This is a genomic window from Pseudomonas fluorescens, from assembly GCF_001648775.1.
GTDB classification, from domain to species: Bacteria; Pseudomonadota; Gammaproteobacteria; order Pseudomonadales; family Pseudomonadaceae; genus Aquipseudomonas; species Aquipseudomonas fluorescens_M.
Window position 1 is genome coordinate 46,493 of record NZ_LVEJ01000008.1, and the last position, 14,123, is coordinate 60,615.

A 14,123-nucleotide genomic window follows, 5' to 3' on the forward strand; every position below is an offset into this window, starting at 1 on the left:
AGCCCTCGCCAGCCGCTGGCTCAAACCATGGCCAGCCGCTGCTTGCGTTGTGGCGCTTGAAACGCCTGGTCCAGCGCCGCCAGATCCCCGGCCTCCAGTTGCAGTTGCGCGGCTTGTGCATTGAGTTGCACGTGTTCCGGCCGTACAGCCTTGGGAATCGCAATCACGCCATCCTGACGCAGAATCCACGCCAGCGAAACCTGCGCGGGGGTCACGCCATGACGAGCGGCAATCTCATTCAGCAGCGGTTCAGCCAGCATCGCGCCGCCCTGGCCAATCGGACAGTAGGCCATCAGTGGCATTCGCTGGTGTTGGCACCACGGCAGCAGATCGAACTCGATGCCGCGCTCTTCCAGGTTGTACAGCACCTGATTGGTCGCACAGGCCGAGCTTGAGAGTTCTTCGAGGTCGTCGACATCGAAATTCGACACGCCCCAACGGCCGATCTTGCCGTCCTCGCGCAGGCGTTCGAAGGCTTCGACGGTTTCTTCCAGCGGATACTGACCGCGCCAATGCAACAGGTAGAGGTCGATGTAGTCGGTGTCGAGCCGCCGCAGACTGCGCTCGCAGGCCTGCGGGATGCCTTTGCGGCTGGCGTTGTGCGGGTAGACCTTGCTCACCAGAAATACCTGATCGCGCAGGCCGGCAATGGCTTCGCCAACGACCAATTCGGCGCCGCCCTCGGCGTACATTTCCGCCGTGTCGATCAGGCTCATGCCCAGCTCGATACCACTGCGCAGTGCTGCCACTTCACGCTTGTGCGCCGAGCGGTCTTCGCCCATGCGCCAAGTGCCCTGGCCAATCACCGGCACCTGCACGCCGGCCAATTCGAGGGTACGCATGCAAACCTCCTTGCTGAATGTGTCGATACCTTTTAGTGGGCAGCAGGATAGCTCAGGGGTTCCGAATGATGCAGTGCCGGAGTGTCGAGTCATTTATGGCGAAACGTTGTTGGTTCGAGGATTTTTGAAGTCATTCGCAAGTGCGCAAGAAGTTGCGCAGTGCTCGCGCGGTTTTGCCCGTCGATGTCGCTGGAGGCCACGTCGTTCGTGATCTGTAGCCAAGTGCGCAACTTCTTGCACACCACTGCGCAAGAAGTTGCGCACTTCTCTTGGTTTTTCATCGGTTTAGCGTCAAGAAAAGTGACTCGATGGCCAAAAAGCCTTGATCTGTATGGGTTGCATCAAAGCTGGCATGAACTTTGATGGCTCATGGCCACTCTGGTGGGCAATGGTGCCCGCCGGGTACATCTTTTTGAGCAAGGAGAGCATCCCCATGGCAACACCAGCGTACATGTCGGTTACCGGCGAAAAACAAGGCCTGATCACTGCAGGCGCATTCACCGCCGACTCCGTAGGCAACACCTACCAGGAAGGCCACGAAGACCAGGTCATGGTTCAGGCTTTCACCCACGACGTGATCATCCCGCGTGATCCGCAATCCGGTCAGCCAACCGGTCAGCGCGTGCATAAGCCAGTGGTGATCACCAAGGTCTACGACAAGGCTTCGCCTCTGCTGCAAGCGGCGCTGACTTCCGGCGAGCGCATGAGCGAAATCGTTATCCAGTGGTACCGCACTTCGGCGCAAGGCACCCAAGAGCACTACTACACCACCAAACTGGAAGACGCGATCATCGTCGCCATTAACAACAAAATGCACAACTGCCAGGATCCAGGCAACGCGCACTTCACTCACCTGGAAGAAGTGCAGTTCACCTACCGCAAAATCACCTGGACCCACGAAGTTTCCGGTACTTCGGGTTCTGATGACTGGCGTGCTCCAGTCGTTTAATCGCGGCTGATGGTTGTACCGCCCCGGCCGGCATCGCTGGTCGGGGCGCACTCACTTTTAAAGAATTTTTGCCAATAGCCCCTTGAGGGGCTGTTGCGCGTCGCAGCACTGCGCGAGGGACAAGGGAATGTTCTCACCGGCCAACCAGCCTCATTTCAATCTGACCGTCGATGGCATCGACAGCGATTTCCAGGTGCTGTCGTTCACCGGTCGCGAGGCCCTCAACACGCCGTTCGAATTCGAGCTGGAACTGGTCAGTGAAAAGGCTTCGATCAACCTCGAAAGCGTGCTGCACAAACTGGCGTTTCTGCAGTTGTCGCCAACCGGCACGGGGATCCACGGGCTGGTCTACAGCATCGCCCAGGGCGAGGCGGGCAAGCGTCTGACCCGCTACAGGATTTCCTTGCGTCCGCAACTGGCCTACCTCGCGCACCGAGTCAACCAGCGCATTTTCCAGCAGATGACCGTGCAACAGATCATCAGCCAGGTCCTGGAAGAACACGGCATCCTCGCCAGCGATTACCACTTCCAGCTCAGCGCGATTTATCCCGAGCGCATTTACTGTGTGCAGTACGACGAGTCGGACCTGGATTTCATCCAGCGCCTGTGTGAAGAAGAGGGCATTCACTACCACTTTCAGCACACGTCCAGCGGCCACAAACTGACCTTCGGCGATGACCAGACGGTGTTCCCGAAACTCGCGCCAGTGGCCTATCAGCAGGATTCCGGGCTGGTCGCCGACAAACCGGTGGTCAAGCGTTTCGGCCTGCGTCTGGCCACGCGCACCAGCCGCACCACGCGCCGTGATTACGACTTCGTCAAACCGAAAATCGAGCTGGAAAGCGACGCCAAGAGTTCGGCTCAGCCAGACCTCGAAGACTACGATTACCCGGGCCGTTTCGTCGATCGCGAGCGCGGAAAACACCTGGCCAATCGCGCGCTGGAACGTCATCGCAGCGACTACCGTCTGGCCGAGGGCAACAGCGATCAGCCGATCCTCGTCAGCGGACATTTCCTCGCCCTGACCGAACACGCCAACCCGACCTGGAACGACCTGTGGCTGCTCACCGAAATCTTCCACGAAGGCAAGCAGCCGCAAGTGCTCGAAGAGTCGGTGACCAGCGACACCACCGACAACAAAGACGATTTCCACCAGGGCTACCGCAACCGTTTCAGCGCCATTCCGTGGGACGTGCCGTATCGTCCGCCGCTCGATCACCCGAAACCAAAAGTCCTCGGCACACAAAGCGCGGTGGTCTGTGGCCCTGAAGGCGAAGAGATCTACTGCGACCAGTACGGCCGGGTGAAGGTGCAGTTCTTCTGGGACCGCGAAGGCAAGCACGACGACATGACCAGTTGCTGGATGCGTGTCGCGTCGAGCTGGGCCGCAGAAACCTTTGGCTCGATCAACATTCCGCGGGTTGGCATGGAGGTGCTGATCACCTTCCTTGAAGGCGATCCCGATCAGCCGCTGATCACCGGTTGCCTGTACCACGGCGCCAATCTGCCGCCGTACAAACTCCCGGATTTCAAGACCCTGGCCACGGTCAAGAGCAAGGAATACAAGGGCAGCCGCGCCAACGAACTGCGCATCGACGACACCACCAGCGAGATCAGTATTGCGCTGCGCAGTGATCACGGTGCGAGTGCAATCAACCTCGGTTATCTGACCCATCCGCGCCCGAGCGGTGGTCAGCCGCGTGGCGAAGGTTTCGAGTTGAGAACTGACCGCCATGGTGCGGTGCGTGCGGCGGCCGGTCTTTTGATCACCACCGAGCCGCGCCCGAACGAATCCAAGCACCACAAAGACTTGCCCGAGACCGCTGAACGCCTCGCGACCGCCAGCGATCAGCAGGACGGATTCGCCGTTCAAGCCAAAGAGTTGCAAGCCCAGGAGGCCGGCGATCAGGACGACGTCGCCAAAGCGCTGCACGCCCAGCATCAAGGCGTGCTCGGCAGCGGACCGGCGAACCTCACCGCTAACGAATTCCCCGAGTTCACCGAACCGCATCTGGTATTGGCGAGTCCCGCCGGCATCGCCCTGACCACGCCGCGCTCCAGCCACATCGCCACCGGCGAACACCTGGCCCTGAGCAGCACCGGCCACACCAGCCTGTCGATCGGCAAACGCCTGCTGGCCAGCGCCAGTCGCGGCATGCGCCTGTTCGTGCAAAGCATGGGCTGGCGTCTGGTCGCGGCCTCCGGTGATATCGACGTGCGCGCGCTGAAGGACAGCATCAACCTGCTGGCCAAACTCAACATCACCGCCAACGCCGACCGCATCACCATCACCGCGAAAACCGAACTGGTAATTCAGGGCGGCGGCAGCGCCACGACCTACAACGCCGGCGGCATCACCCACGCCACCAGCGGCCCGTACACCGCGCACGCGGCGAACTTCGCCTACACCGGTGCGAAAAGTCTCGCCGGAGTGTTCCCCGAACCACCGAAACCGGGCAAGGGCAACCTGGAATTGTTCAACCAGTACGCCGGGCGACAAGGCATCAAGGAAGGCGATTACGAAGTCATCGATGCCCTGGGCAAAAGCATCAAGGGCAAGCTCGACGGCAAGGGTTTCGCCAGCGTCGCCGGGGCTGCGCCGGGGCCGGCGCGGGTGCTGTTCGGCAAGGATCCGGCGGATACCTGGAGCGATGGCAGTTACATCGGCAAGCCGGAATGGCCGTTGAATCCACCGGGTGCCGAAGACGTGCCAAGTCAGGTGCAAGCCATGGTCGCGCAGGTCTTGCCGAGCAAGAGTTGGGAGATGTTGGAGAAGGGCAAGGACATGGCGCAGACAGGGATGAGTGCGATGCAGACGGCGCAAGGTGCGATGCAAACCGCGCAGCAAGTGAAGGGTGTGGTGCAGGGCGGTGTGGCCGGGTTGCCGAAATTGGCGAGTGCGGCAATGCCGACTGCGTCGGGGATTTTGGGGGCGGCGGGTAAGGCGGGCAAGTTGCCGAGCCTGCCTGCACCGAGTCTGCCAAAACCTTCCTTGAAAACCCCGGGCCTGTTGGCGGGTGAGATGCTGTCATGACGACTGAAACTGTTGTTGTAAAACGTGAACCTCAGGCGACGGTCGTACCGCTCAACCTGATTCAGGTAGCAGATGTAGGGCGCGATGCCGCCAAGTTCGATGCCTGGTTGCAGGAGGTTAGTGGCGGTTATGTGACACTCGACCGTATCAAGAATTTCGCTGGGGCGTTGCCCGTAGTGGGCAACATCATGGCGTTGGTGGATGTCCTGAATGACATCGCCGTCCTGTCTAAGAGTGAGGTACGTGATCCGCTCGACTGGGTCAGTTTGGGCATCGACCTGATTGGCGTGATCCCCATTCCAGCGAACATGGCTGCTGCGCGCATGAGTTTGCGCCCGACGCTTTATTTAGTGCGGCAGGAAATGAAGGTTGCCGGCAAGACATTGCTGGGCGATGCCTTGATTAATGTGATTGCAGGTCATCTCAATGCCACCATCGTGGGTGAAATCGACGATTTCGTGAAAACGGCTCAAGCTTCGCTGCCGGATATTCTCGACTCCGCTGGAAAAAAGGGTGAAGAGATACTGAAGGAAATCGCAATCGGTTTGAATGCCGCTGTCGATGGCAATCTCGATGTTGCCGTCAGCCTTGACAGCGCGGAGAAGAAACTCAGTAGCCTGGGTGGTAAAGGTTGGCATGATCCCACCAAGGTAATCGACAACGTTTTTGGTGCGGTTTGTGACGTTTACAAAGCCGCTGGCAAGGGTGTGGTCAATAACGCGGCAAAGTATCTTTTGCCTAAAGAAGCCCAGAAGCTGGTGCATGATCAGACTAAGGTGCTTACTGCAATGGGTCCTGAACTGCGGGCTCAACTGAAAAAGCTCAGTAACCCAGCAATGCCGTTCTCTATCGGCGCTTTACTGGCCGTATTGACTAAAGCTGTTGAGGCTTGGTACCTGCGAAATAAGCGAGGCGTTGGGGGTAACGTCAAAGTCGGTTCGACCAGTAAGGCCCAACATCAGTTGGGAGAGGGTAGGGTTGAGGTTAGAAAGACGGAAGTGCCTGCCAAGAAAAAACCTAATGCCGAGAAAAATGGAACCTGCCCAGGTACGTGTGACAGCATCAGTTTTGCAATGGGTTCGGAGAGCATCGTGCACACTGACTTCAGTCTGCCCGGGGTATTTCCAATCGAGTGGAACCGTATCTACAGTTCAGATCTGCAAGCCTATGATGAGGGCATGCTGGGCGCGCGCTGGATAACTGCGTTCACAACCCGATTCGATCTGGTCGAGGGCGGTTTGCTCTTCTACGACGCTGACGCCCGTAGTCACGAATACCCTCTGCCCAAAGTCGACCAGTTCCATTATGACGCCATTGAAAATTTCACCGTAGTACGGCTTAGCGACGACAAATTGATGCTGTGCCGAGGTTTTGAACGCAAGGAAACCTACCAGCGTCGTGGACACCAATTCGTGCTCATTGGTGTCGAGTTACGCAGCGGTGCCGGCCTCATGCTGCACTACGAACACCGTCACGGCGATCGAACAGTCCTCTCCGACCTGATTACCTATGAGGGTGATCTGACAAAAGTACAGTCGCATCTCGGCACGATGATTGACGAGAAGGGTCGTTTGACCGGCATCTGGGAGATTCGTGATGGTTTGCCGCAACGCCAACTCTGCGCCTATCTCTACGATAGCGCGAGTGACCTCATTCAGGCACAGGATGAGAATGGCGCAGCCTGGAGTTATCAATATGTACATCACCTGATCACTCGTTACACCGACCGCACCGGCCGGGGAATGAATTTGCAATGGCAAGGTGACGGTGCTGACGCGAAGGCGATACGGGAGTGGGCTGACGACGGCAGCTTTGATACCCGGCTGGAGTGGGATGAAAATATTCGTCTGGTGTATGTCACTGACGCGCTCGGCCACGAAACCTGGCATTACTTTGACAGCCTCGGCTACACCTATCGGATCAGACATGCGGATGACCGTTCCGATTGGTTTTTCCGCGACAACGCAAAAAATGTCATTCGCCATGTCCGGGCTGATGGTCGTTCTGAACGTTACAGCTATGACGATCGAAGCAACCTTGTCGAGCATATCCGTGCCGATGACACGGTGTTGCACTTTGCCTATGACGATCTCGATCAACTGATCAAAGCCAGTGATGCTGAGGGCGGTCAGTGGGCAAGGGGATATGACGATTATGGTCATCTTGTTGAAAGTGTCGATCCGCTGGGTAACAAGACCGAATACGCCTACAACTCGGCAGGGAAGCCCTCCGCAGTCAAAGATGCCAACGGAAATGAAAAGAAACTGGACTACAACCCGGCCGGCCAGTTGGTCGAATACGTTGACTGCTCAGGTAAGAAAAGTGAGTGGAAGTACGACGAACGCGGGCAAATGGTCTGCTTCACCGATGCTGCTGGACAGAGCACCGAGTACGAATACAAGGCCGGTCAGCTTGTACTGATCAAACACCCTGATAAAACCGAGGAGCGATTCGAACGTGATGCCGAAGGGCGTTTGTTGGTTCACGTTGATGCTTTGGATCGTTGCACTACCTGGAGCTATACCGCCGCCGGTTTGATCGCCGAACGGGTCGATGCATTGGCACATGCCGTTCGTTATCGCTGGGACAAATTGGGTCGACTGGTCGCACTGGAAAACGAGAATGAGCGTTGCGCTCACTTCAACTATGACCCGATCGGACGATTGCTCGAAGAAACAGGTTTTGATGGGTACTCGACTCGCTACCATTACGAGGCGGAGTCAGGACGCCTTGCCAGCATGTACAGCGCGGGACGTAGCATTGAACTTCGTTTCGATCCGATGAATCGTGTAGTAGAGCGCCGAGCTACCTTGGGTGACGAGCAACAGGCCGAAACGTTTGTTTACGACGGTAACGGTAAACTGATCATGGCGTGTAATGCGGACAGCCGTCTGCAGTGGTTCCATGATCCGGCCGGCAATCTACTGCGTGAGCACCAACATTATCTGGGACTGGAGAGTCCGAAGGTTGCGGTTTGGCAGCATGAGTACGATGTGCTTAATCAGCGCATTGCTACTATTCGCCCTGATGGGCATCGCGTCAGCTGGCTGACGTACGGTAGCGGCCACTTGTTGGGAATGCGCCTGGATGACCATGAGTTGGTGGATTTTGAACGTGATGATTTGCACCGCGAAGTGGGACGCCATCAAGGTAATCGACTGCTGCAAACCCAAAAATGGGATCCGGCTGGACGGCTGCAAGAGCAGTTGTTGGGGCGAGGCGACGATAAGTCCACGGTGATCAAACGCGATTATAAGTACGATGCAGCGGGTCAATTGACTGATATCAATGATAGTCGCCGCGGCCCCATGTCCTATCGCTACGATCCTGTCGGTCATTTGATTACTGCAATTACCCGTCTAGGGAGGGAAACCTTTGCCTTTGATCCAGCGGGAAACCTTTTGGATGAACAGGCTTTTAATGTACGCAGGCCACTGGATCTGGAGTCATCGCGCAGTAAACTCCTCGATAACTTGATGCGCGAGTACGCAGGTACTCATTACGAGTACGACGCGCGCGGGAATCAGACCAAGCGTTGGCATAACGGTAGCTATTGCCAAATGCAGTGGGACCTATTCGATCGCCTGGTGCATTTCGAAGACGAGCGTCTGGTGGTGGGCTATGCCTACGATCCACTCGGTCGCCGTATTCACAAAAACTCTAGAGCACATTTTAGACAGCGCCCTGAAGCAGGTACGCTTTGGAACCGTAACGAACATGCGCGTAGACAGCGCGAACTTGCTTGTGGCTTTACGTTGTTTGGCTGGGATGGCGACAGTCTTGCTTGGGAAAGCAGTCCGGCTCAGCATGATGGCGACACCGGTCGAACTGTGCATTATGTATTTGAACCCGGCACTTTCGTTCCCGTCGTACAGGCGCTGAGCCACCAGCCTATTCATCTCGTGGATCAGCCTGCCTATGGGCACGTTTACACGTCGCAAGAGGATCCTCTCTGGCGTCATGCTCCGACGCCCCAAAAGTTTGACGTGATCGCGTGGTTTCAGTGTGATCACCTCGGAACGCCGCAAGAACTTACCGACCAGCAGGGACAGGTGGCGTGGAGCGCATACTACAAAGCGTGGGGGAGAGCCGTTGAAGAGCATTCGACTTCAACTCGACAACTAGGACTGACTAATCCGATTCGCTTTCAAGGGCAGTACCACGATCATGAGACAGGCCTGCACTACAACCATCATCGTTACTATGACCCAGATGTCGGCCGCTTCATATCTCGTGATCCAATCGGATACGCGGGTGGTATGAATTTCTACCAGTATGCGGTCAGTCCGACCCACTGGGTCGACCCTAATGGGCTATGCAGCAGGAAGCTAGATCGAGCGCTCGGTGGCAAGGCTTACGACAAAATGCAAGCTCACCACCTTATCCCGGAAGAAATCTGGGATAGGCAAGCCAGCTTTTTCGCGGATATAGGTATGGGGGCAGAGCGGGATAAAAAGGAAAACGGTCTTTTGATGCCTGACAGTGCAGATCAAGCCAAGAAAACCAAGCGTGTTTTTTACCATTGTGGTTCGCACGGCACTGTTTATAGTCCTATGGTCAACAACATGGTAACGAAAGTTCGGAGTAAATATGAGGCCGGTATCATTGATGAAGCCCAAGCACGCGCGCAGATATCAGCAGTTCAAACCCGGTTGAGATCGAGCCTGTCGGTGTCTGGGACGAGACAGATGAGAGTTAGATAAAAAGGAGTAGTTATGGAGTATTACGTGCTTTCTCAAAAGGAAGAGTCTGGCTGTCCAGTTGACCTCTTACGTGCGGATTTATACGATAAGTTTTATCCAAGTACTAAGGGGGTGGAATTTGGCTTTTTTTCTTGGTATGCGGAGAAGATTAATTACAAAGTTCACACTCCCTATCCAGAAGGTATGGTGCTGATATCAAAAGACAAATTTTATGACTTCGATATTCGCAGTGTTTCGCGTTTTTATATAGTTAGTGATGATTTTTTGTCTCTTTGCAAAAATCTTCATGTTGAGATTGCTGATAATGTGCCTGTTCAGGTAATGTCGACGAGTGGAAAGTCCATATCCTCCAAACAATATAATGCGGTTCTTTTTAAAGAGTATGATGCTCGGTCCGATACAGACCCGGGTTCTACATTTGTTGAGGAGGATGGATTGATTTTCAGGTTCAAGAAGTTGATCCTGTCTGAGTCTTTTGAGTACGATCTTTTTAAGTTTAAAGGGTTGATTTCTGGAAGCAATACGTTGATTTGTTCTAGCGCTTTTAAAGCGCGTGCGACAGGACTTAAAGGAATAGATTTCACTCCTCTGGAAAGTGTGATCTGGTCGGCTGTCAAGCCGATTTGATGGAGGCAGTATATACACCAGACGCAGCGATCCAAGAAAAAGTCGAACTCTCAGTATTTAGCCAGCCATCTGCTTGAGATGCTGTCAATTAAGGAGGTCCTCAGGGATAGATCACGTCTTGAAAACTAATAAACGTATTCTGTCCCGATAATAAGGTGAACGCCGGATAAGGAGCTTGCTCGTGAGCATATCCAGCAGCCATCTGCTCGAGATCACTTTCAATTAAGAACCCCGCGGAGACAGATCACGTTTGATAACTAATTAAACGTGATCTGTCCCAATAAGAACCTTAAGGATCTGAAATGGAAAAGGTTTTTTTTAGATTAACCGTCACGGATGACTATCCCCCCGTCTCAAGCGAGAGTGTTTGGGCAGAGTCATTGGTCTCCGGATCATTCACCGTGAAAAACATACCGTTCTATTCCAAGGGTGCTTGTCTCGATGACGAAATTCTGACTAAAGCGGGGGCCGACGGTGAGCGTTACTTTAAAAGGGTGATCACAAGCAGTGGAAACAGCACTATTCGAATTATCTTTTTTGATGCAGGGGAGCCTCATATTTCGAACGTCCTGGAGAAACTGGTCGTTATGGGATGCACCTGGGAAGGAATGAGTGAAAAATTCTTTTCCGTAAATATTCCCGTGAGCGTTTCTCTTGATGAAGTGATCGAATACCTGAGTAAGGGAGAGGAAAACGGGTGGTTGGATTATGAATACGGCCTGCTTCGCCAATAGGTGATACAGCAGGCTATGAAGATGTCTGGATGGTTGAGTAAGAAACATTGAAACCGGATTGCGAGGGGTTTCACGCTTGACTGATCGCGTGGATCAACTTCGCCTGGCAACGGCTTGGTCAAAGGAATGACAACATGAAAGACGCCATTCACTTGGGCGACTCCACCACTCACGGTGGCAAAGTCCTTGAAGCCTTCTCCCAGACCGACCTCAACGGCAAGCCCATCGCCGGGGTCGGTCACAAGGTCAGCTGCCCGTTGTGCAAAGGCATTTTTCCGATTGCCGAAGGCAGCAGCACCTACACCGTCGATGGCACGCCCATCGCGCTGGACGGCATGAAAACCGCTTGCGGGGCCGCGCTGATTGCCAGTGGCCCGAAAGGAGCGGTGGTCAGTTGAATCCGCGGGGGTGAGCTCTTCGTTCGCCCTCATGAATACTGCAAGTAAACAACCTGGCTTCATCCATTAAAGGAATAAACATGAAGAACACCGCTTTGATCCTCGCACTGACCGCCACTCTCGGCACCGTCAATGTTGCTCACGCAGAAGGACCGGACGCCGCTACGTTGAAAGGAATGTACGACACTGGGCGCAACATGTCCGGGCTGATTAACCATTGCGTCGACAAAGGTTTCCTGAAAGCTGAAAGCACAGTGAACGCCAATAAAATGGTGGCGTTTGTTGCTGGTATTCCAGGGCAGATGGACAAGAGCGACGGCGATAAGAACGAGGCCCATGGTCGCAAGGGTGAGGTATTGGACGATGGTCAATACAAAACCCTGGAGGCCAATCTGCCGCCGAGTCTGACGCTCAAGCAGTGGTGCGAGCAGGCGGATCAAGGCATGCGCCAGGGATTGGAGCGTGTGGGTCTGTAATCTCCTTGGTGATTTGATCGTTCCCAAGCGCAGCAAAGGAATGCCTCAAGGGACGCTCCGCGTTCCAGTTCGCGAAGGGACGCGGAGCGTCCCGGGCTGCATGCCCACTCGGAGCGTGGGAACGATCAACGTTGGAGGTTATTTCGCGGAGAACTTCAACACCACGCTGTGGCTGTAAGTCTGCCCCGGATCAAGCCGAGTGCTCGGGAAGTTCGGCTGATTCGGCGAATCCGGATAATGCTGAGTCTCCAGGGTAAACGCGCCCCAGTGCGGATACACCTTGCCACCCTTGCCCTTGACCGTGCCGTCGAGGAAGTTGCTGGTATAGAACTGCACACCCGGTTCCGTGGTGAACAACTGCAGCACGCGACCGGATTGCGGATCGCTCACCTCAGTCGCAACTTTGCCGATATCACCCTTGGTATCCAGCGCCCAGTTGAAATCAAACCCACCCTGTTTCGGCTCGGCAAATTTCAACTGTGGATGATCAGCCTCGATGTGCGTGCCGATCGCGGTCGGTTTGGTGAAGTCCATCGGCGTGCCGGCCACGGGCGCCAGTTCGCCGGTCGGGATCAGTTTGGCGGTGACCGGGGTGTAATGGCTGGCGTGCAGGGTGGCGACCTGTTTGAGAATGTCGCCATTGCCGGCGCCGGCGAGGTTGAAGTAGCTGTGGTTGGTCAGGTTGAGCACGGTCGGTTTGTCGGTGCTGGCCTTGTAGTCGATGCGCAGTTCGTTGTTGTCGGTGAGGCGATAGGTCACTTCGGTGGTGAGGTTGCCGGGAAAGCCCATTTCGCCGTCCGCCGACAGATAGGTCAGGGTCACGCCGACAGAGTCCTTGTCCTTGGTTTCCTGTGCCTTCCAGACTTTTTTGTCGAAGCCTAGAGTGCCGCCGTGCAGTGCGTTGGTTTTGTCGTTCTGCGGCACTTGATAGCGCTTGCCGTCGAGTTCGAACGCACCTTCGGCGAGGCGATTGCCAAAACGGCCGATGGTCGCGCCGAAGTAGGCGGTGCCTTTCTGGTAGCCCTGCACATCATCGAAGCCGAGCACGACGTCGTCGAACTTGCCGTGCTTGTCGGCGACTTTCAGCGATTGCAGGGTCGCGCCGTAGGTGATGACGGTGGCTTGCATGCCGTGGCTATTGCGCAGGATGTATTGCTCGACGGGCGTGCCGTCATTGGTTTTACCGAAGGCTTTGTGTTCGGCGCTGAGGCCGGCCGCGTTGGCGGAGAGGGTGGCGATCATCAGGGACAGTCCGAGGCCGGAGAGCAGGTGACGGGATTGAAGCATGGTTGACGTTCCTTTTTGTTGTTGTTTTCAGCGTGACGTTCCATCGGCAAAATAAATCACCGATCAATCAAGTAGTCAGACTAAATGATCTTCAAGAGAAAATTTATAGCTGATGAATCGTTTATTTCAACAATAAAGCCAGACTAAATTGCTCGGGTCGAAGGCCCGAAGGTCGGTCGATTGGTTGCACCACTGCACTTTTTCGCAATCGGCGGCTCTATCCATGGCCAGGATGCGGTGACTCCCGCCGCACAGGAATGTGCCCGTTCGAGATTTCATGCCGAGAGTTTTTGCCCTGATCGCTGCTTTTTTCCGCCGCCCGTGCCTGTTGCTGGCGTGTTTGTCGTCGCTGCTGCTCAGCGGTTGCAGTCACCAGGACGGCAACGGCTTCTTCAACCAGATGCGTGAAGGGAAGCCGCAGGAGTTCCTGCAGACCAGCGTCGACCGCATGGCCACGCTGGCGATGCGCGACAACCTCAGCAGTCTTTACCGCTTGCAAGCCAAGCTGTACCTGCGCAACCCGGATGAGCTGCGCAAGTCAGGGTTTCTCAACATCCATGCTGCGGTGAAACAGGTGCGGATGGCCGTCGAGCAGCAACAGCCGCTGCCGGTGCTGGGCGGTCGCAAGGATTTGGCGGCGCTCAGCTATGCGATGAGTCCGGAGTTTCGCGGCGATCGCGTCGGCGCGTTCATCTATGCCATCGGCAGCATGCTGGTCACCGCCCACGGCAATCGCACCGAGTTCTATATGACGGACGCGATCAACCCGACGTTCGTTCACAACGCTGCACGCAATATCGAAAAAGCCACGTGGATTTTGTCCCAGCGACAGAACAAGGAAGGCCAGCCGCTGCTGTTTTCCAATGAGATCTCGGAGGAGGGCAGCAACCTGAGCTTCGCCACCGAGTTCGGCAAAATCGTTGCGCGACTGGACCTGATCACGCAGATGCTTGATGAGCGTTATCGGCGGATCGGCCTCAACTACGCGCAGAGTTTGTTGTTTTTGAATTTCTTGCCGGTGCAATGAGTGCAGAGCATCAATGTGGGAGTGAGCCTGCTCGCGAAAGCGGTGG

General features: G+C 55.6%; 10 protein-coding genes. 8 read left to right on the plus strand and 2 right to left on the minus strand.

Annotated elements, in window-relative coordinates; genetic code table 11:
* Positions 1-20: 20 nt before the first annotated feature.
* Positions 21-842: an aldo/keto reductase gene (locus A8O26_RS08910; protein ID WP_064117681.1), complete on the minus strand. Its 822-nt coding sequence runs from the start codon at positions 840-842 to the stop codon at positions 21-23.
* Positions 843-1,275: 433 nt separating this feature from the next.
* Between A8O26_RS08910 and A8O26_RS08915 the strand changes: the two genes are divergently transcribed.
* From A8O26_RS08915 to A8O26_RS08945, 7 genes are all read left to right on the plus strand, one after another.
* Positions 1,276-1,791: an Hcp family type VI secretion system effector gene (locus tag A8O26_RS08915; protein ID WP_007949952.1), complete on the plus strand. Its 516-nt coding sequence runs from the start codon at positions 1,276-1,278 to the stop codon at positions 1,789-1,791.
* Positions 1,792-1,918: 127 nt separating this feature from the next.
* Positions 1,919-4,825 (plus strand): type VI secretion system Vgr family protein, encoded by a 2,907-nt coding sequence (locus A8O26_RS08920; protein WP_064117682.1) that lies wholly within the window; start codon positions 1,919-1,921, stop codon positions 4,823-4,825.
* Positions 4,822-9,528, plus strand: a complete 4,707-nt coding sequence (locus A8O26_RS08925) for an RHS repeat-associated core domain-containing protein (protein ID WP_064117683.1) — start codon at positions 4,822-4,824, stop codon at positions 9,526-9,528. The genes A8O26_RS08920 and A8O26_RS08925 overlap by 4 nt, the downstream gene beginning before the upstream one ends.
* A 12-nt stretch (positions 9,529-9,540) precedes the next feature.
* Positions 9,541-10,155, plus strand: a complete 615-nt coding sequence (locus tag A8O26_RS08930; RefSeq protein WP_064117684.1) for an Imm43 family immunity protein — start codon at positions 9,541-9,543, stop codon at positions 10,153-10,155.
* Between the two features lie 302 nt (positions 10,156-10,457).
* A complete protein-coding gene (locus A8O26_RS08935; protein WP_064117685.1) occupies positions 10,458-10,889 on the plus strand; it encodes a DUF4265 domain-containing protein in 432 nt (143 codons plus the stop codon).
* A 134-nt stretch (positions 10,890-11,023) separates the two neighbouring features.
* Positions 11,024-11,287, plus strand: a complete 264-nt coding sequence (locus A8O26_RS08940) for a PAAR domain-containing protein (protein WP_064117686.1) — start codon at positions 11,024-11,026, stop codon at positions 11,285-11,287.
* Between the two features lie 80 nt (positions 11,288-11,367).
* Complete coding sequence (locus A8O26_RS08945; RefSeq protein WP_064117687.1) at positions 11,368-11,763, plus strand: hypothetical protein; 396 nt, start codon at positions 11,368-11,370, stop codon at positions 11,761-11,763.
* A 138-nt stretch (positions 11,764-11,901) separates the two neighbouring features.
* Here the strand turns inward: A8O26_RS08945 and A8O26_RS08950 are convergent, their stop codons facing one another.
* Positions 11,902-13,050 (minus strand): aldose epimerase family protein, encoded by a 1,149-nt coding sequence (locus A8O26_RS08950; protein WP_064117688.1) that lies wholly within the window; start codon positions 13,048-13,050, stop codon positions 11,902-11,904.
* 277 nt (positions 13,051-13,327) lie between these two features.
* Between A8O26_RS08950 and A8O26_RS08955 the strand changes: the two genes are divergently transcribed.
* A complete protein-coding gene (locus A8O26_RS08955) occupies positions 13,328-14,077 on the plus strand; it encodes a hypothetical protein (protein WP_064117689.1) in 750 nt (249 codons plus the stop codon).
* Positions 14,078-14,123: the final 46 nt, after the last annotated feature.

Bases quoted from the DNA above. Each gene is read 5' to 3' on its own strand.
- A8O26_RS08950 (WP_064117688.1), bottom strand. From the start codon at position 13,050: ATGCTTCAATCCCGTCACCTGCTCTCCGGCCTCGGACTGTCCCTGATG.
- A8O26_RS08925 (WP_064117683.1), top strand. From the start codon at position 4,822: ATGACGACTGAAACTGTTGTTGTAAAACGTGAACCTCAGGCGACGGTC.
- A8O26_RS08935 (WP_064117685.1), top strand. From the start codon at position 10,458: ATGGAAAAGGTTTTTTTTAGATTAACCGTCACGGATGACTATCCCCCC.
- A8O26_RS08945 (WP_064117687.1), top strand. From the start codon at position 11,368: ATGAAGAACACCGCTTTGATCCTCGCACTGACCGCCACTCTCGGCACC.
- A8O26_RS08920 (WP_064117682.1), top strand. From the start codon at position 1,919: ATGTTCTCACCGGCCAACCAGCCTCATTTCAATCTGACCGTCGATGGC.
- A8O26_RS08930 (WP_064117684.1), top strand. From the start codon at position 9,541: ATGGAGTATTACGTGCTTTCTCAAAAGGAAGAGTCTGGCTGTCCAGTT.
- A8O26_RS08940 (WP_064117686.1), top strand. From the start codon at position 11,024: ATGAAAGACGCCATTCACTTGGGCGACTCCACCACTCACGGTGGCAAA.
- A8O26_RS08915 (WP_007949952.1), top strand. From the start codon at position 1,276: ATGGCAACACCAGCGTACATGTCGGTTACCGGCGAAAAACAAGGCCTG.
- A8O26_RS08910 (WP_064117681.1), bottom strand. From the start codon at position 842: ATGCGTACCCTCGAATTGGCCGGCGTGCAGGTGCCGGTGATTGGCCAG.
- A8O26_RS08955 (WP_064117689.1), top strand. From the start codon at position 13,328: ATGCCGAGAGTTTTTGCCCTGATCGCTGCTTTTTTCCGCCGCCCGTGC.